The sequence below is a fragment of the Comamonas serinivorans genome, from assembly GCF_002158865.1.
GTDB classification, from domain to species: Bacteria; Pseudomonadota; Gammaproteobacteria; order Burkholderiales; family Burkholderiaceae_C; genus Comamonas_E; species Comamonas_E serinivorans.
Genome location: NZ_CP021455.1, coordinates 3,659,606 through 3,677,423, shown reverse-complemented (window position 1 = coordinate 3,677,423; position 17,818 = coordinate 3,659,606). Strand labels below are relative to the sequence as shown.

13 protein-coding genes, 1 tRNA gene and 1 pseudogene are annotated in these 17,818 nt (G+C 66.7%); 10 read left to right on the top strand and 5 right to left on the bottom strand.

The genetic code is table 11. The features are described 5' to 3' along the window. Positions 1-40 precede the first annotated feature (40 nt). Positions 41-1,177 (top strand): glutamate 5-kinase, encoded by a 1,137-nt coding sequence (gene proB / locus CCO03_RS15665; protein WP_087282547.1) that lies wholly within the window; start codon positions 41-43, stop codon positions 1,175-1,177. A 194-nt stretch (positions 1,178-1,371) separates the two neighbouring features. Here the strand turns inward: proB and CCO03_RS15660 are convergent, their stop codons facing one another. Both CCO03_RS15660 and CCO03_RS15655 read right to left on the bottom strand, forming a co-directional pair. After that, positions 1,372-1,917: a CNP1-like family protein gene (locus CCO03_RS15660; protein ID WP_157667731.1), complete on the bottom strand. Its 546-nt coding sequence runs from the start codon at positions 1,915-1,917 to the stop codon at positions 1,372-1,374. Positions 1,918-1,985: 68 nt separating this feature from the next. Further along, the gene (locus tag CCO03_RS15655; RefSeq protein WP_087282543.1) at positions 1,986-2,714 is read right to left on the bottom strand and encodes an RNA pyrophosphohydrolase; all 729 of its coding nucleotides are present in this window, start codon (positions 2,712-2,714) and stop codon (positions 1,986-1,988) included. Positions 2,715-2,816: 102 nt separating this feature from the next. On the opposite strand from CCO03_RS15655, the gene CCO03_RS15650 reads away from it, so the two are divergent. Then, positions 2,817-4,559: a proline--tRNA ligase gene (locus CCO03_RS15650; protein ID WP_087282541.1), complete on the top strand. Its 1,743-nt coding sequence runs from the start codon at positions 2,817-2,819 to the stop codon at positions 4,557-4,559. Between the two features lie 352 nt (positions 4,560-4,911). Next, positions 4,912-5,499 carry a lytic transglycosylase domain-containing protein gene (locus CCO03_RS15645; protein WP_087284802.1) on the top strand — a complete coding sequence of 196 codons (588 nt, stop codon included), beginning with the start codon at positions 4,912-4,914 and terminating at the stop codon, positions 5,497-5,499. Between the two features lie 622 nt (positions 5,500-6,121). Here the strand turns inward: CCO03_RS15645 and CCO03_RS15640 are convergent. The 3 genes from CCO03_RS15640 to CCO03_RS15630 all read right to left on the bottom strand — a co-directional run bounded on the left by CCO03_RS15640 (position 6,122) and on the right by CCO03_RS15630 (position 8,364). Further along, a tRNA-Met gene (locus CCO03_RS15640) sits at positions 6,122-6,198 on the bottom strand. Between the two features lie 151 nt (positions 6,199-6,349). Then, positions 6,350-6,988, bottom strand: a complete 639-nt coding sequence (locus CCO03_RS15635) for a response regulator (protein ID WP_087282539.1) — start codon at positions 6,986-6,988, stop codon at positions 6,350-6,352. A gap of 17 nt (positions 6,989-7,005) precedes the next feature. Then, positions 7,006-8,364 (bottom strand): cache domain-containing protein, encoded by a 1,359-nt coding sequence (locus CCO03_RS15630; protein WP_169717481.1) that lies wholly within the window; start codon positions 8,362-8,364, stop codon positions 7,006-7,008. Between the two features lie 257 nt (positions 8,365-8,621). Between CCO03_RS15630 and CCO03_RS15625 the strand changes: the two genes are divergently transcribed. The 7 genes and pseudogenes from CCO03_RS15625 to CCO03_RS15595 all read left to right on the top strand — a co-directional run bounded on the left by CCO03_RS15625 (position 8,622) and on the right by CCO03_RS15595 (position 17,736). Next, a complete protein-coding gene (locus tag CCO03_RS15625) occupies positions 8,622-10,067 on the top strand; it encodes an aminotransferase class V-fold PLP-dependent enzyme (RefSeq protein ID WP_087282535.1) in 1,446 nt (481 codons plus the stop codon). A gap of 36 nt (positions 10,068-10,103) precedes the next feature. Beyond that, positions 10,104-10,562 (top strand): Rid family detoxifying hydrolase, encoded by a 459-nt coding sequence (locus CCO03_RS15620; RefSeq protein WP_335583021.1) that lies wholly within the window; start codon positions 10,104-10,106, stop codon positions 10,560-10,562. 256 nt (positions 10,563-10,818) lie between these two features. Then, positions 10,819-11,619: a TetR/AcrR family transcriptional regulator gene (locus CCO03_RS15615; protein WP_157667730.1), complete on the top strand. Its 801-nt coding sequence runs from the start codon at positions 10,819-10,821 to the stop codon at positions 11,617-11,619. Positions 11,620-11,648: 29 nt separating this feature from the next. Continuing rightward, positions 11,649-13,279: pseudogene (locus CCO03_RS15610) on the top strand (acyl-CoA carboxylase subunit beta). A 97-nt stretch (positions 13,280-13,376) separates the two neighbouring features. Then, positions 13,377-14,555 carry an acyl-CoA dehydrogenase family protein gene (locus CCO03_RS15605; protein ID WP_087282531.1) on the top strand — a complete coding sequence of 393 codons (1,179 nt, stop codon included), beginning with the start codon at positions 13,377-13,379 and terminating at the stop codon, positions 14,553-14,555. A 10-nt stretch (positions 14,556-14,565) separates the two neighbouring features. Next, positions 14,566-16,656 carry an acetyl/propionyl/methylcrotonyl-CoA carboxylase subunit alpha gene (locus CCO03_RS15600; RefSeq protein ID WP_087282529.1) on the top strand — a complete coding sequence of 697 codons (2,091 nt, stop codon included), beginning with the start codon at positions 14,566-14,568 and terminating at the stop codon, positions 16,654-16,656. A 312-nt stretch (positions 16,657-16,968) separates the two neighbouring features. Next, positions 16,969-17,736, top strand: a complete 768-nt coding sequence (locus CCO03_RS15595) for an enoyl-CoA hydratase/isomerase family protein (protein ID WP_087282528.1) — start codon at positions 16,969-16,971, stop codon at positions 17,734-17,736. Positions 17,737-17,818 lie beyond the last annotated feature (82 nt).

Below are 17,818 nucleotides of genomic sequence, written 5' to 3'. Positions count from 1 at the left end.
TCGACGCGAAAGCGTGCATTGCCTTTCTGATTGCTCGGTCATGGTCCATCCTCTCAATGCCCCCATCCTCCAGCATGCCTCGCGCATCGTGATCAAAGTGGGCTCCAGCCTCGTCACCAACGAAGGCAAGGGCCTGGATGAGGTGGCGGTGGGCGAGTGGTGTCGCCAGCTGGCAGAGCTGGGCCGGCAAGGCCGCGAAATCATCATGGTGTCCAGCGGCGCCGTGGCCGAGGGCATGAAGCGGCTGGGCTGGGCCACCCGGCCCAAAGAGGTGCGCGAGCTGCAGGCCGCCGCCGCCGTGGGGCAAATGGGCCTGGCGCAAATCTACGAAACCAAACTGCGCGACAACGGCTTTTGCAGCGCCCAGGTGTTGCTCACGCACGCCGATCTGGCGGACCGCGAGCGCTACCTGAACGCTCGCGCCACCTTGCTGACCTTGCTGGACCACAAGGTGATCCCGGTCATCAACGAGAACGACACGGTGGTCAACGACGAGATCAAGTTCGGTGACAACGACACCCTGGGTGCCTTGGTGGCCAACCTGGTCGACGCCGACGCGCTGGTCATCCTGACCGACCAGAAGGGCTTGTACACGGCGGACCCGCGCAAGGATCCGACGGCCGAATTCGTGCATGTGGCCAAGGCCGGCGACGTTGCCCTCGAGGCCATGGCGGGTGGCGCCGGCACGGGCATCGGCAAAGGCGGCATGTTGACCAAGATCCTGGCGGCCAAGCGCGCCGCGGGCTCGGGCGCCAGCACCGTCATCGCCTGGGGGCGCGAGCCCGATGTGCTGTTGCGCCTGGCGCGGGGCGAGGCCATTGGCACCGCGTTGGTGGCCGGCACGCACAAGCAGCAGGCGCGCAAGCAGTGGATTGCCGACCACCTGCAACTGGCGGGCGCCGTGGTGGTGGATGCCGGGGCTGTGCAGCGGCTGCGCGAACAGGGCACCAGCTTGCTGCCGGTGGGCGTCACGCAGGTGAACGGCGAGTTTTCACGGGGCGATGTGATTGCCATCCTCGGTCCTGAGGGCATTGAGGTGGCCCGCGGGCTGGCCAACTACGCCAGCCACGAGGCCCGCAAGCTGTGCCGTCACCCCTCGCGCGACATCGAGCAACTGCTTGGCTATGTGGCCGAGCCCGAGCTGGTGCACCGCGACAACCTGGTGGTCAATCGCTGATCAGTGCCATCACTTCTGGCTGCCTGATGGCGGCGAACGTTGGCGGGGTCCACGAGGGTGTGACCGGGGTCAAGCCATTTTTGCTCGGGTTCTGTTGAGGGCTGTCGCTTTCGACCGGCACGCGTGACGCCCCAGTACCAGAACGGATTCAGACCCCGACGGAGCTGCGGATGGGCCGAGGGTGCTGACGCACCTCAGCGGTACATGTTCATGACGCCGCGGTTGGATTGCAGGTCGCGCACGATGTCTCGCACGGAGTTGTTCGTGGCCACGCCGATGCAGACGCCGTCGCGCGCCATGTTCCAGGCGTACTTGGTGGCCGACGAGCTGTTGAGCGGCATCCAATCCTCTTTCACCGTTTCCCACTCGGAGGTGCCGTTGCGCCGCGCGTAGACCCGTTTGGCGCCCGTATTGCAGCGGATGCCTTCGTACACCGCCGTGACGGCGGCAGGGCCTTGCAGGACGATGACGTAGCGCACGACGTAGTCGGGCCCGATGCTGATGGTGGCCGGATCGACGCCAAAGGTGAGCGAGGACGCCACGGGGCCCTCGACCTTGATCAGTTTGTTGACGTTGTAGGCGGGCGGGGGCGGAATCTCGGCTTCCGTCCAGGTTTCATCGGGATCCACAAGCCGGAACTGGGCGGCTGCCGGGGTGGCCATGAGCAGGGCCAAGCTGGCCGCGGCCAGCCCGTGAACGACGCGCGGCGCCATGGCCGGCTTGCAAGACTTGAACAACACAACAGACCTCTGGAGTCTCAAAGGGGGCAGGGTGCGCTTGCACCTGGGTGCACAGCGCGCACCCCAGATCAACGCACGCCATCGAGCCGGCGCAGCACCTCGGCGGGTGAGAAAGACATGCCGGCGGCCGGTGCATTCAGGCTGGCATCCTGGCTGGCCGCGCGTTGAGGTGCCAGGCGTGTCCCTTCTTGCGCAGGTGTGTTCAGGCGGTGCCCCGCGGAGCTGGCCGCGGACATGGGTTCCAAGGGGCTGAAATCCGAGTTGGCGGCACCCCCACCATTGCGATCACGTGACCGGTTGCGCAGGTAGCGGTTGCGTGACGTCGGGCGTGGCAGGAAGCGCGACAGCTCGGTCAACGCCAGTTCGTACACGCCCCGCTTGAACTCGATCACCACGTCCAGGGGCACCCAATAGTCGTGCCAGCGCCAAGCGTCGAATTCGGGATGGTCCGTGGCACGCAGGTTCAGGCAACAATCCTGCACCGTCAGTTGCAGCAGAAACCAGATCTGTTTCTGACCGCGGTAGAAGCCGCGCGATTCGCGGCGTATGTATCGGTCTGGCACCTCATAGCGCAACCAGTCGCGGGTACGGGCCACGATGCGCACGTGTTCCGGATGCAGGCCCACTTCTTCATGGAGCTCGCGGTACATGGCCTGTTCAGGCGATTCACCGCGATCGATGCCCCCTTGTGGAAACTGCCAGCTGTGGCTGCGGATCCGCTTGCCCCAGAACACCTGATTTTTCTGGTTGAGCAAGATGATGCCGACATTAGGGCGAAAGCCTTCTCTGTCGAGCATAATCACACCCCAAATTCTTGAAATTGGACCCATTATGCACAGCCCCATGGCGGCATCAACCGGGCCCACCCCGCACACGCCAGCCGCGTGTGGTCATTCCCCATGAAAGCCTCTCAATTCTTCATCTCGACGCTGAAAGAAGCGCCTGCGGACGCCGAGATCGTCAGCCACCAACTCATGACGCGTGCCGGCATGATCAAAAAGCTGGGCGCCGGGGTGTACACCTACATGCCCATGGGATTGCGCGTCATCCGCAAGGTCGAGGCCATCGTGCGCGAGGAAATGAACCGGGCGGGCGCCGTGGAGGTGACCATGCCCGTGGTGCAGCCGGCCGAGCTCTGGCAGGAGACGGGCCGCTTCGACAAGATGGGCCCCGAGCTGCTGCGCATCAAGGATCGCCACGACCGCGATTTCATCATCCAGCCCACCAGCGAAGAGGTGGTGACCGACATCGCGCGTCAGGAGCTGCGCAGCTATAAGCAGCTGCCCAAGAACTTCTACCAGGTCCAGACCAAGTTCCGCGACGAGCGCCGGCCGCGTTTTGGCCTGATGCGCGGTCGCGAGTTCATCATGAAGGATGCGTACAGCTTTGACCGCAGCCCGGAAGCAGCCAAGGCCAGCTACCAGGGCATGGCGCAGGCCTACCGCCGCATCTTTGACCGTTTTGGCCTGCGGTACCGGGCCGTGGCGGCCGACAGCGGCGCCATCGGCGGCGACCTGAGCGAGGAGTTCCAGGTGATTGCCGCCACGGGTGAGGACGCCATCGTCTACAACCCGAGCAGCGACTACGCGGCGAACATCGAAAAGGCCGAGGCAGCGGCACCGACGCAGCCCCGTCCCGCCGCCAGCCAGGCGCTGACGCGCACGCCCACGCCGGGCAAGTCCACCTGCGAAGATGTGGCGGCCTTGCTGAACATTCCGCTGGCCACGACGGTGAAGTCGCTGGTGCTGGCCACCGACACCCAGGACGAGCAGGGCGAAGTCGTCAAGACCCAGGTCTGGCTGCTGCTGCTGCGCGGCGACCACGACATGAACGAGGTCAAGGTCGGCAAGTTGCCGGGCCTGGCCGGCTTCCGCTTTGCCACCCCGGCCGAGATCGAGGCGGCTTTTGGTGCCAAGCCGGGCTACCTGGGTCCGGTGGGCCTGCAGGCGCCGGTCAAGGTCGTGGCCGACCGCGACGTGGCCGTGATGGCCGACTGGGTCTGCGGCGCCAACGAAGTCGACGTCCACCTCACGGGGGTGAACTGGGGCCGCGACTTGCCCGAGCCCGATCTGATCGCCGACCTGCGCAACGTGGTCGCCGGCGACCGGGCACCGGATGGCCCGGGCGAGCTGGCCATCGAGCGCGGCATCGAAATCGGCCACGTCTTCTACCTGGGCACCAAGTACAGCTTGCCCATGAACGCCACCTTCCTCGATGAGGATGGCAAGCCCAAGCCGTTCGAGATGGGGTGCTACGGCATTGGCATCACGCGCCTGCCGGCGGCGGCCATCGAACAGAACCACGACGAGCGCGGCATGATCTGGCCGGACGCCATTGCCCCGTTCACGGTGGTGATCTGCCCCATCGGCATGGACCGCAGCGATGCCGTCAAGCAGGCCGCTGAAGCCTTGCACGACGAATTGGCCGGCGCCGGCGTGGACGTGCTGCTGGACGACCGCGGCGAGCGGCCCGGCGCCATGTTTGCCGATTGGGAGCTGATCGGCGTGCCGCATCGCGTGGTGATTTCGGACCGCGGCCTGAAGGAAGGCCAGCTCGAGTACCAGCACCGGCGCGACGCCGAGGCGCAGAAGGTGCCTGCGCAGGGCATCGGCGACTGGCTCAAGGCCAAGCTGGGGGTGTGAGTGAGCGCGGGCGGGGCAGGCCAGCTCGAGCCGTGGCATCCACGGCAGGGGATGCGGTTTGAGGCGTGAGGCGAACGCGTTGCCCATGCCGCAGTCGCCCCAGCGAGCGGGCCACACGCGGCCAGCGGGTGCTGGGTCTGTCCATGCGTGTCAGGGAGTATGGCCTGCATGCCGTTTGGATGGCAACGGAGGTGTGGGTATACTCCAATCCAGTGTTCAAACTGCGACGCTTGAACCGTGCGGCGATGCGTGCCGTTCTTTGCCGCCTGCTGCCTTGAGCGGCCCATGCCCACCGGTTCGCCAACCGGATCGTCGTGCCAGCCTGCGCCTGTTGGGCGCGGCTGGGCTGGGCATGGCGACGGGAGGTCTGGCCGCGCTGGCGCCATCGGCCGCCTGGGCGGGCGGTCAGCTGGAGGAGCCGCTGGCCGACTCGGTGCGCTCCGCCCTGTCGTCCGCAATTGCCAACAGCGCCCCTCCGGTGCCGGTGTTTGCCAGCACCGAAGCGCGCATGGACTACCTGCGGTGGCTGATCGCCATGAGCGACCGCCTGCAACGGCGCAAAACCAACCAGACCGAGCGCGTCGAGTTTCTGCAGACCCTGTGGTACGAGGCCAAGCGCGCGGCGCTGGACATCTCGCTCGTCATGGGTTTGGTGCAGGTCGAGAGCGGTTTCCGCAAGTACGCCGTCTCGCCCGTGGGTGCGCGCGGCTACATGCAGGTGATGCCGTTCTGGACGCGCGTGATCGGCGACGGCGACGCCGACAAGCTGTTCCACATGCAGACCAACCTGCGCTTTGGCTGCGTGATCCTGCGTCATTACCTGGACCGTGAACGCGGCGACACCTTCATGGCCCTGGGGCGCTACAACGGCTCGCGCGGCAAGGACACCTACCCCAACCTGGTGTACGGCGCCCAGCGCCAATGGCTGATGCCTGCTTGAGGTGAAGCGGTGAGGAGGCCTCCTCGTCGTGTCTGCATCGCGCCTGACCTGCGGGCCCACGTGCTGCCCCCTCGGGTTTGACCCCGGCTCCGACCCGTTTGATCTTGCGGCGCCATCGGGCAGGCTGAGGGGCGGGCGCCTCAACCTGGCCTGACCAGCCAGTCCCGCTTGACACAGGGCCCGTGGCCGTCAGACATCCTGGGCGGGTCGCCCGCCAGCGAGCCACACCGACCCTGCATGCGAAACGTGTCCATGGGGCACCAGTTCGGCTGCAGCGGTGGCACGCGGCCCGTTCCACACGGATGCGTTGTTCGCCACCGAACGAGCGGGTGAGCTGGGCGCTGTCACTGGGTGTGCAGGTGGGGTGGCGAAGCGGGACTTGCTTTGCGTGAACCGCGGGCCATCTTCCGAGTTGCGCGCCTTGCGTCCGCGGACCGCGGTGTCGCCGGGCTGTTCTGGCTCAGCCTCTGCATGGGTTTGGTGACCTTGACCTCTGCGAGCGTGTTGAGCGCATCGCGGGATGCTGTTGTCCCCGCTGCCGGGGCATCGGTCAGCCGTTGCATTCGTCGTGATGCGGGCATGAAAAAAGCCCAGCGGGTTAGGCTGGGCTTGTTTCGTGTTGTGGTGGCGCTTCACGGACTCGAACCGCGGACCTGTGGATTATGATTCCATCGCTCTAACCAACTGAGCTAAAGCGCCGAAGACATAGATTCTAGCCGAGTTTTTGGGCGGGTTGCAAGTGATGCCTCGATAATTTTTCAAACTAGCTTCAAATCAAGGAGTATGACCAATTCATCGATTCATCATCAACGAGAAAGGCTGGATACTGCCAAAGGATGGGCGGCGTCAATCATGAAGTCGGGCCAACAGGCTCCAGCGCGGCGTAGTCCTGGGCGTAGCGCGCCAGGCTGCCAGCGCCTTCCAGGTGCAGCTTTCTGCGCAGGCGCAGGCGGTGCGATTCCACGGTTCGCACCGAAAGCCCCAGGTGTTCGGACACCGCCTTGCTGCTGGCGCCGTCGGCCAGCATGCGCAGCACGTCGAGCTCGCGTGGACTCAGGTGGGGCCGGTCACGGAACAGGTTCAGGTCGCCCGGGGCCAGCGACGGGCTGAGGAACACCCCGCCTGCCGCGATGGTGGCGATGGCCTGCAGCAGCGTGGCGCCGGCATCGTCCTTGAGCACATAGCCCAGGGCGCCCGCGCTCATCACGCGCTGCACGAACGCGGGCTCGCTCAGCATGGTGAGCACAAGCACCGGCAAGTCGGACCGTTCGCGCGCGAGCTCGGTCAGCACGTCCATGCCGCTGCCGCTGGCCAGCCGCATGTCGGTGATGAGCAGGTCCACTGGCACGCGGCGCAGCTGCAGCAGGGCATCCTGGGGCGAAGCGGCTTCCCCGCAGACCCGGTGGCCCGACAGTTCGAGGTGGGCGCGTATGCCATCGCGCACCAGGGGGTGGTCGTCGACGAGGAACAGGCGAAGGGCGTCAGGCATGGGCTGGGACGAGCGGGTCAGACAGAGGGGGTAGACGGCGAGGCGATGGGCAACTGAACCCGGACATGGGTGCCTTGAGGGGCATCCAGCCACTGCACCTGGCCGTCATGCTGAGCGGCGCGCTCGACCATGTTGCGCAGGCCCATGCCTCGCTCACCGCCCTGTGGGGCGCCCGCGTCGTGCATGCCGCGGCCATCGTCGATGACGTCCAGCTGGACCTGGCGGGGGCCTACCCGCAGGTGAAGGTCGAGGCGCTTGCCGCCCGAGTGGGCTTGTGCGTTGGCGACGGCTTCTTGGGCGATGCGGTGCAGGTCAAGCTGCATGGCCTGGCTCAAGGTGTCTGCGGTGCCGTCGACATGCAGGCGAGCTTTGAAGCCCAGCGCGCGGGCGGTATCCAGCAACTGGGACAGCGCAGGCACCAGCCCGTGCTGCAACGGGTTGTGGTGCAGGCCGTGGGCCAGGTGGCGGACATCCACCAGCGCCATGCCGAGCTGCCTCAGGGCGCGGTCCATCAGCGCCTGCTGCTTCGAGGGCGGGTGGCTGGGCGGTGCACACAGCTGGGCCGACTCCAGCAGGTATTTGGCCGAACTCATGACCTGCAACACCCCGTCGTGCAGTTCGCGTGCCACGTGATGCTGGTGTTTTTGCTCGTTCTGAATCAAGTGCGCGATTTTCTGATTGAAAGTCGAGAATATATGGCGGTGAAAGCCATAGGAAAACGCCACCACCAAGAAAATCGTGATCAAGCCCACGATCAAGGTGATTTCAAATGTCCTCATCAAGCCCTTTCGGGCTTGCTGGCCGATGGCTTCAAAATGCTGGATGGCGTCGTTTTCGTAAATGCCGGTGCCAATGGTCCAGCCCCAACGGCCCACGGGTGCCACGTAAGACATTTTCTTGGCCTGGGTTTGCGAGGCCGGATGTCGCCAGTCGTAGCGCACCATCCCACCGCCTTGCTGGGCAGTTAAAAGCAATTGCCGTGCCTGTTGGGAGCCATTGGCCTCGGGGTCGCAGAAATCCACGCCTTGCAGCCGCATCTGGGCGGGGTCCAGCATCAACTCGCCTTGCGCGTCGTAAACGAAGAAGTAGCCGTTGTGGCCCAGGTCCAGCTCGGCCAGGATGGCCAGGGCGTGGCGCTGCAGCGCTTGGACATCGCCGGGCTGATCGGCCATGCGGTGGATCACGGTTTTGGCCACCTCGACCAGCTGCCGCAGCTCCCGCTCTTGGCTCATGCGGGTGGTCGAAAGCATGAGCTCACGCTGGGCGTGTGCAGCGCGGCCAGCTTGCTGATGCACGGCCCAGGTCTGCAGCAGCAGGGTGGAGAGCACCACGATCAGGGCTAGCAGCAGGCCGCGCACGCCCATCTGTCCGGTCACGGCACTTGCACCAGATTGGATGGAGCTGCACCAAATTGGAGGTTTGAACCACGAAGCTTTCGCCATGCTTGTGCTCACCGGTTTGAATATCGGCTGGGATGCTGAGCGATGCAGTTTCCATGCCATGTTGGCATGTGAATTGCGTAGTGCTGCGTAAGGGAATTTAAATCGATGCGGTGATATTGGTTGTGCCTAGAATTTGTGGGCAGATTCGGCGCAAGTCGCATCATTTTCAATGTGAACCGACAGGAGTGTTTATGTCAGGCATGGTGGATTGCAATGGCGAGAAAATGGGCATCGAGAAATGGACGGCCAAGCGGCGGGATTTTCTGCGCATGCTGGGTTATGGCGCGGGCGCTGCGGCACTCACCCCCATGATGGCGGCTTGCGGCGGGGCAGACGCCTCGACCGGGCTGGACCAGATGCGGGCCGAGCTGGTGCGCGACGCGGCGTTCTGGACCGACGTGGAAAACATGTTCGTGCTCAGCCGCGACAAGGTGCACATGAACGTCGGCACCGGGGGCTCCATGCCGCAGGTGTCGCTGGACACCTTTGCCGCCAAGAACCTGGCCAAGGCGCAGGAGTCGGGCAGTGGCTACGGCAACCTGCTCGAATTGCGGCAACGCGTGGCCCCGAGCTTCGGCGTCGATGCCGACGAACTGGCCTTTTCCGCCAACACCTCGTCGGGCATGTGCCATGCCATCCTGGGCCTGGACTGGCGAGCCGGCGATGTGATCGTGACCACCAACCACGAGCACGGCGGCGGCAACACGCCCATGAACATCGCCCGTGACCGCTATGGCGTCGAGATCTCGCGGGTGAGCCTGCCGGTGGGCAACAACCAGACGGCCGCCACCTACACCAACCTGTTCGACGAGCACATCCGCGGCCTCAAGGCGCAGGGCAAGCGCGTGCGGGCGATGGTCTGGTCCTGTCCCACCTACCTGACCGGCACCTTGCTGCCGATCGCCGAGCTGATGGAGGTGGTCAAGTCCCACGAGCTGATCAGCATCGTGGACGGTGCGCACCTGCCGGGCATGATGCATTTCGACTACGGCGCCCTGGGCGTCGACTTCATGTCGGGGGCCGGCCACAAATGGCAGTGCGGCCCGGGCTCCACCGGCATCCTGATCATCCGCAACAAGATCCGGGCGTCCAACCCGCTGCCCCTGCCGACCTGGTTTCCGGTGCACACCAGCACCTACAGCGCCGCTGCGCGCACCACGACCGGTACCGCGTCGTACGACATCGCGGCCAGCGTCACCTCGTGCGGCAGTCTGCACACGCCGATGTTCGAGGCGCTGGTGGCGTCGTGCGAGCTGTGGGACAGCATCGGCCGCAAGAAGATCGAGACCTATGACCTGGCCCTGTCGTCGTACCTGAAGGAAAAGATCGCCGAGCGCTGGGGCGTCGAGGCGCTGTACGCCCCCAAGGACGACCCCAAACTGCTGTCGGCCCTGACCAGCTTCAACCCGTTCAAGAACAAGGATGACGTCATGGTCAGTGCCAAAGCCTCGGAATTCGTCAGCCGCATCCGCAGCGACTATGCGCCGGGCTTCGAGATCCGCAACGCCAGCATCCCGGTCATCGGGGCGGCCGCCAACCACAACGGCCTGCGCATTTCCACCCACCTCTGGCACGACGCGGACGACATCGACCGCCTGGTCGACAGCATGTGGGACCTGGCCCAGAAGATGGCCTGAATCCGTTCAACCCCCGTTCACCCTCAGGAGCACTCCATGTCCATGTTCTTCAAACCTGCCCTGGCTGTCGCGATGGCCGCTGCATGCTGGGCGGCCGGCGCCCACGCGCAGGCCATCCAGGCCATCGCCACGCCCGATGCCCCCAAGGCCATCGGTCCGTACTCGCAAGCCATCAAGGCGGGCAACGTGATCTACGTGTCGGGCACCTTGCCCATCGACCCCAAGACCAACGTCCTCGACAAGGACGCCCCCATCGAGGCCCAGACCACACTGATCCTCAACAACATCAAGGCCGTGCTTGCCGCCGAAGGCCTGACGCTGGCCCATGTGGTGTCCACCACGGTCTACATGCAGGACCTCAACGAGTTCGCCAAGATGAACGAAACCTATGCCAGCTTCTTCACGGGCGTGACCCCGGCGCGGGCCACCGTGCAGGTTGCCCGGCTGCCGCGTGATGTGAAGATCGAAATCGGGGCCATCGCCGTCAAACCCTGAGCGCAGGCAATCTGCCTGTTTTCGATGTTGGTACAGAGTATGCAGGTGCTGTCGTTTGATGTGAAACGGCAGTGCCTGTATACCCATGAAGACATGCGCGCATGTCAGGCGCTGGTTGGCGTGGCAAGCGGATGGTCGCACCCCGGGACGCACTTCCGGGGCCGGTCCCCAAGCGGAATCACCTGAGCGACAACTGGCCTTTCATTTAATCAAGCGCTTGCTTGATTAAATGATGAACTGGCCTAGACTGAAGGGCATGAGCACGGCCCAGTCCCTGTCCCCTTCTGAAGCGCCCGAGATCCCCAAGCGCGGGCGCGGGCGTCCCCGCAAGGCGGGCGACGGCGCCAGCCGCCAGGCCTTGATCGTGGCGGCGGCCAAGCACTTTCGGCGCAAGGGTTTCGACGCCACCACCACGCGCGACATCGCCCAGGCCACGGGCATGCAAAGCGGCTCGCCCTTCTACCATTTCAAGAGCAAGAACGCCTTGCTGGTGGCGATCATGGAGGAGGGCATGCGCTCTGCCCAGCGCAGCCAGGACGCGGTGCTGGCGGCCCTGCCGGGCGACATCACGGCACGCGATCGGCTGGCGGCGCTGGTGCTCAACCACCTCTACGTGCTCTGGCTGCCGGGCAACGATTTCGTGCCCGTGATGCACCACGAATGGCGCTCGGTGCCGCCCGCACAGCGCAAAACCATCCAGGTCCTCAAGGACGCCTACGAAGTGCCTTGGCGTGATGCACTGGCCCAGCTCGAGGACCAAGGCCTGCTGGGCACCAACGCCTCGCTGGCGCGCTCCATGCTGTTTGGCGTGCTGCACGGCAGCATGACCTGGTTCAAGCCCAAGGGTGCGCTGCGGCTGGAGCAGCTGGCGCGCGAATGCCTGAATGCGCTGGTCAGCGAACAGCCGCGCACCCCGGGCCCGGCCGGTTTGCCGCCGGCGGCCTTCGACCCCGAAACCGTGGTGCGCGAGGCCTGGCGACGCGGTGGGCGCCGCAACACCGACACGCCGTCACCCGCCACCTCACCGCTGGTGTTGTCCAAGCAACGGGCTGCATGAAGGCCCTTTCTCCTGCATCCATGAGCCCCATGAACACGCCTTTTCCCCGGTTCGAATCGCGCTGGAACCCGAGCAGCGCCGAAGCCTTGCGCCGCCGCGACGCCATGCTGACGCGCCTGGACCAATGGCACGCGCTGGAGCAGCGGGCCGCCGACGCCTCGGCACGCGCGCTGCCATTGTTCGACAAGCGCGGCCAGCTGCTGCCCCGCCAGCGGATCGCCTTGCTGCTGGATCCGGGCCGGCCCTGGCTGCCCATCTGCCCGCTGGCAGGTTACGGTGTGGACCAGCCTGACCTGGCCAAGTCGGTGCCCGGGGGCGGCGTGATCGCGGGCATCGGCTGGATCAGCGGCACGCGCTGCGTGATCGTGGCCAACGATTCCGGCATCGACGCCGGGGCCATGCAGCGCATGGGCGGCGAGAAGACCTGGCGCGCGCAGGAGATCGCGCTGCAGAACAAGCTGCCCTTCGTCTACCTGGTGGAGAGCGCCGGCGCCAACCTGATGAAGTACCGCGTCGAAGGCTTTGTGCGCGGTGGCGCCCTGTTTCGGAACCTGGCGCGCCTGTCGGCGGCAGGCATTCCCATCGTGACCATCCAGCATGGCTCGGGCACGGCCGGCGGCGCCTACATGCCGGGTCTGTCGGACGTGGTCATCATGGTGCGCGGCCGCTCGCGCGCCTTCCTCGCGGGCCCGCCTTGCTCAAGGCGGCCACGGGCGAGATCGCCACCGAAGAGGAGCTGGGCGGCGCCGAGATGCACACCAGCGTTTCGGGCCTGGGGGAGTACCTGGCCGAGGACGACCGCCATGCCATCGGCATCGCCCGCAGCGTGGTGGCCGGCCTGGGTTGGCAGCCCCGGGTGGACGAGCCGCCGGCAGCCGAGCCGGCGCTGCCCGCGGACGACCTGCTGTCCATCATGTCCACCGACGGCCGCACCCCCGTGGACATGCGCGAGGTCATGGCGCGCCTGGTCGACGACTCGGCCCTGCTCGAGTTCAAGCCCCTGTATGGGGCTGCCACGCTGTGCGTGCAAGGCTGCATTGCCGGTCACCCCGTGGGCTTCATCAGCAACAACGGCCCGATTGACTTCGCCGGGGCCAACAAGGCCACGCACTTCATCGAGTGGCTGTGCAAGCTGGGCCAGCCCATCGTCTACCTGCAGAACACCACGGGCTACATCGTGGGCAAGGACAGCGAGCAGGCCGGCATGATCAAGCATGGCGCCAAGATGATCCAGGCCGTGACCAACGCCGGTCACTTCGTGCCCCAGATCACCGTGCAGTGCGGGGCCAGCTTTGGCGCCGGCAACTACGGCATGTGCGGCCGGGCGTTCGAACCGCGGTTCCTGTTCAGCTGGCCCAACGCCCGCACCGCGGTGATGGGCGGCGAGCAGGCCGCCGGCACCATGCGCATGGTGGCCGAAGGCACGGCCGCCCGCAAAGGCCTGACGATCGACCCGGCCGTGCTGCAGGCGCAAAGCGACAAGATCGTGGAGAACTTCGAGAGCCAGGCCGATGCCTTCTACACCAGCGGCCAGATGCTGGACGACGGCGTGATCGACCCGCGCGACACCCGCGCCGTGCTGGCGAATTGCCTGGCCATTTGCGCCGATGCACGGCAGCGCGACCTGGTGCCCTTGCAGTTTGGCGTGCAGCGCATGTGATTGATTTGGCAGTACCCCGTGTTGTCGTTTGTGTTTGAAACGGCAATGGATGCATACCCCCATAAAACATTCGCACGACCCGCGAACAGGAGACACCATGCAGTGGACGCACGAACACCAGGAAATCCAGCGCAGCCTCAAGCGCTACATCGAAGCCGAGATCAACCCGCACGTGGACGAGTGGGAAGAGGCCGGCATCTTTCCCGCGCACCAGGTCTTCAAGGGCCTGGGCAACCTGGGCCTGCTGGGCCTGACCAAGCCCGTTGAGTTCGGCGGCGCCGGCCTCGATTACTCGTACGCCGTGGCCATGGCCGAAACCCTGCACAACATCCCGTGCGGCGGCATCCCCATGGCGATTGGCGTGCAGACCGACATGTGCACGCCGGCGCTGGCGCGCTTCGGCTCGGACGAGCTGCGCCGCGAGTTCCTGGCGCCGGCTGTTCGCGGCGACATGGTGGGCTGCATCGGGGTGAGCGAACCCGGTGCCGGCTCGGACGTGTCGTCGGTGCGCACCTTCGCGCGCAAGGACGGCGACGACTACGTCATCAACGGCGAGAAGATGTGGATCACCAACAGCCTGCAGGCCGACTGGATGTGCATGCTGGCCAACACGGGCGAGCCCGTGAACGGCAACAAGCACCACAACAAGAGCCTGATCATGGTGCGCCTGCGCGAGAACGGCAAGCTCGTGCCCGGCATCACGGTGAACAAGATCCGCAAGATCGGCATGAACTCCAGCGACACCGGCCACCTGTTTTTCGACAACGTGCGCGTGCCGCAGCGCAACCGCATCGGCGACGAAGGCAAGGGCTTCATCTACCAGATGCAGCAGTTCCAGGAAGAGCGCCTGTTCGCCGCCGCCAGCAACTCGGGCGGCCTGCGCAAGCTCATCGACCTCACCATCGAGTACGCCCAGCAGCGCGAGATGTTCGGCCAGCGCCTGGCCGACATGCAGTGGTTCCAGTTCAAGATGGGCGAGCTGGCGACCGAGGTGGAGTGCCTGCGCGCGCTGCTGTACCGGGCGACCGAGATGTACGTGAGCGGCCAGGACGTGCACGAGCTGGCCACCATGTGCAAGCTGAAATCGGGCCGCATGAGCCGCCAAGTGTCCGACACCTGCCTGCAGTTCTGGGGTGGCATGGGCTTCACCTGGGACAACCGCGTCTCGCGCTTTTACCGCGACGGCCGCCTGGGCTCGATCGGGGGCGGCGCCGACGAGGTCATGCTGGGCATCCTGGCCAAGCTGATGGGCATGGCGAAAACCAAGCGCGACTGAAGGCCGGCCGATGAAACGCATCCTGATCGCCAACCGCGGCGAAATCGCGCGCCGCGTGATCCGCACCGCGCACGCCATGGGGCTGGACACCGTGGCGGTGTTTTCCGACCCCGACGCGGGTGCGCTGCACGTGCGCGAAGCCCGTGCCGCGCATGCGCTGGGCGGAGCCACGTCGGCCGAGAGCTACCTGCGCGTCGACAAGCTGCTGGCGGCGGCGCGGGCCACGGGGGCGGATGCCATCCACCCCGGCTATGGCTTCCTGAGCGAGAACGCCGACTTCGCCCAGGCCGTGCTGGATGCCGGGCTGACCTGGATCGGCCCGCCGCCCGCGGCGATTCGCGCCCTGGGCAGCAAGGCCGGCGCCAAGGCCCTGGCGCGCCAGAGCCAGGTGCCCTGCCTGCCGGGGTATGACGGCGACGACCAGGACGACGACCTGCTGGCGCGCGAGGCCGAGCGCATTGGCTGGCCCGTGATGATCAAGGCCGTGGCCGGCGGCGGCGGGCGCGGCATGCGCCTGGTCACCCAGGCGGGCGAATTCGCGGCGGCCTTGCGCAGCGCCCGGTCCGAAGCCCTGGCGGGCTTTGGCGACGACCGCGTGCTGATCGAGCGCGCTGTGCTCAACCCGCGCCACGTCGAGGTGCAGGTGTTCGCGGATGCGCAGGGTCATGCCATCCACCTGGGCGAACGCGACTGCTCGGTGCAGCGCCGGCACCAGAAGATCATCGAGGAGGCCCCCAGCCCGGCCGTGCAGGCCGAGCTGCGCGCCCGCATGGGCGAGTGCGCCGTGGCGCTGGCGCAGGCGGCCGGTTATGTGGGCGCCGGCACGGTGGAGTTCCTGCTGGAAGGGGAGGGCGACGCGGCCTGCTTTTACCTGATGGAGATGAACACGCGCCTGCAGGTCGAGCACCCCGTGACCGAGGCCTTGCTGGGCCAGGACCTGGTGGCCTGGCAGATTCGCGTTGCGCGTGGCGAGCCGCTGCCCTGGACCCAGGCCGAGGTGCCGGACCTCCGCACGCGCGGCCACGCCATCGAGGTGCGGCTGTGCGCCGAAGACGAGCAGTTTGCGCCGCGCACCGGCACCGTGCGGGCGTTGCACTGGCCCGCCGCCGCGTCGTTTGCGCTGCCGCCCGACGCGCCCGGCCTGCCGGTCGGCAGCGGCTGTGCGCTGCGCATCGACTCGGGCCTGGAACAGGGCACCGAGGTGACCCCGCACTACGACGCCATGCTGGCCAAGCTCATCGTGCACGCGCCCACGCGCGCCCAGGCCATCGACGCGCTGTGCGCCGCCCTGCGCGAGACCCGCGTGCTGGGCCTGCACACCAACCGGGCCTTCCTGGCTGCCTGCCTGGACCACCCCACGTTTCGCGCCGGCGAGGCCCTGGTGCCGTTTTTGCAGACGGCGGCGGCGGGTCTGCGCGAGCAGCTGCAGGCCCATGAGCAGGCGGCCTTGCCAGTCGCCGCGGCTGCGCTGGTGGGGCAGGGCGGCGTCACCCGCTTGCCGTGCGCCTACCCCCGGCCGCTGCGCCTGCGCCACCGCGATGCCACGCATGCGCTGAGCGGGCGCGTCGACCGGGACGGCGCCATCTGCCTCGAACGGCCAGCCCCGGCCGACGAAGCCACGGCCGACGCCACACGCTGGCGGTTCATGCCGTTGTCAGCGGGTATGCAGCCGCTGTCGATGAAACACAAAATGCCAGAGGCTGATACCCATGGCTGGTCGTGCCAGGCGAGCGACGGCATGCGGCATGTGTGGGCACAGCGTGTGGCCACCGACCGGTGGCAGCTGCAGACCGACACCGGCGCCGAGCTGTGGCTGGACGACCTCAGCCTGCAGCCGGCCCGGCAAGGCGGCGCGGGCAATGCCGGCACCGAATTGCGTGCGCCGTTCAACGGCCGTGTGATCCGCGTCGATGCAGTGCCCGGCGCCACGCTGGTGGCGGGCGCGGTGGCCGTGGTCATCGAATCCATGAAGCTCGAACATGCGCTGACCCTGCCGGCCGAGGCGATGGTGGCCGAGGTGCTGGTCGAGGTTGGCCAGCAGGTCAGCCCGGGTCAGATGCTGCTGCGCTTTGGCGTCGAGGCGCCGCAACCCGCGGCCTGAGCGCGCGGTGCCTGCGCGCCGGCGCGGCATCCAGGGGGTGACGACGCTGTCGCGCAAGGCCGGCGATGACGCGAGGTACTCGTCGCCGGCAGGCTTTCATTCGCAAGATGGTGTATCGGGTCATGATCGATGGCAATGCAATGCCAAATGGCCAATACCTGTGCCATCGGGGCAGCAAGGCGTGCCGAGTCCGGTGCGGGGCTGCCCAGCCCGAGAAACGGCCGCATGCTGTGGCCACCGAACCCCCGCGCGCTGCGCGTGGCCCCGTGAACGGGGCACGAGCCGACGCGAGCTGACGTAAAGGAGATCCCCATGAGTGACGAGTTGCTGACCGAGCTGCGTGGCGCCGTGCTGCACCTGACCATCAACCGGCCCGAGCGCCGCAACGCCATGAGCCCCGCCGTGCTGCAGGGGCTGCGCGATGGCATCGCGCGCGCCAGCGCCGACGCCGCGATCCGGGCCGTGGTGATCACCGGTGTGGGCGAGCAGGCGTTCTGCGCTGGCGCCGACCTCGCCACGGGCAAGTCGTTCGCGTTCGACTATGCCCAACCCTACCAGGGGCTGGCCGAGCTGCTGCGCACGGCGCGCCATGCCACCGTGCCGCTGATCGCGCGCGTGAACGGCGCCTGCATGGCCGGGGGCATGGGGCTGATGGCCATGTGCGACATGGCGGTGGCCAGCGACAAGGCCATCTTCGGCCTGCCCGAGGTGAAGGTGGGCGTGTTCCCGGCCCAGGTGCTGGCGGTGCTGCAGAACCTGGTGCCGCGCCGCGTGCTGAACGAGCTGTGCCTGTGCGGCGAGCCCATCAGCGCGCAGGACGCGCTGCAGGTCGGCCTGATCAACCACGTGGCCGACGACCTGGACGCCAAGCTCGATTGGCTGCTGGCGCGGCTGCTGAACAAATCGCCCGCGGCCGTGCGCCGGGGCCTGTACACGCTCAAGACCGTCGAGGCCATGCCGTTCGAGCAGGCCATGGCCTTCACCGAGAGCCAGATCGGCCTGTTCGCGCTGACGAACGACGCCCGGGAGGGCCAGCTGGCATTCCGCGAAAAGCGCGCCCCGAACTGGACCGGCAGCTGACGCGCGGCAATTCATTGAATGCAGTATGGGTTGTTTGCCGATTCAACAGTCATCGGTAGCGATTGATACTGCTGTGCATGGC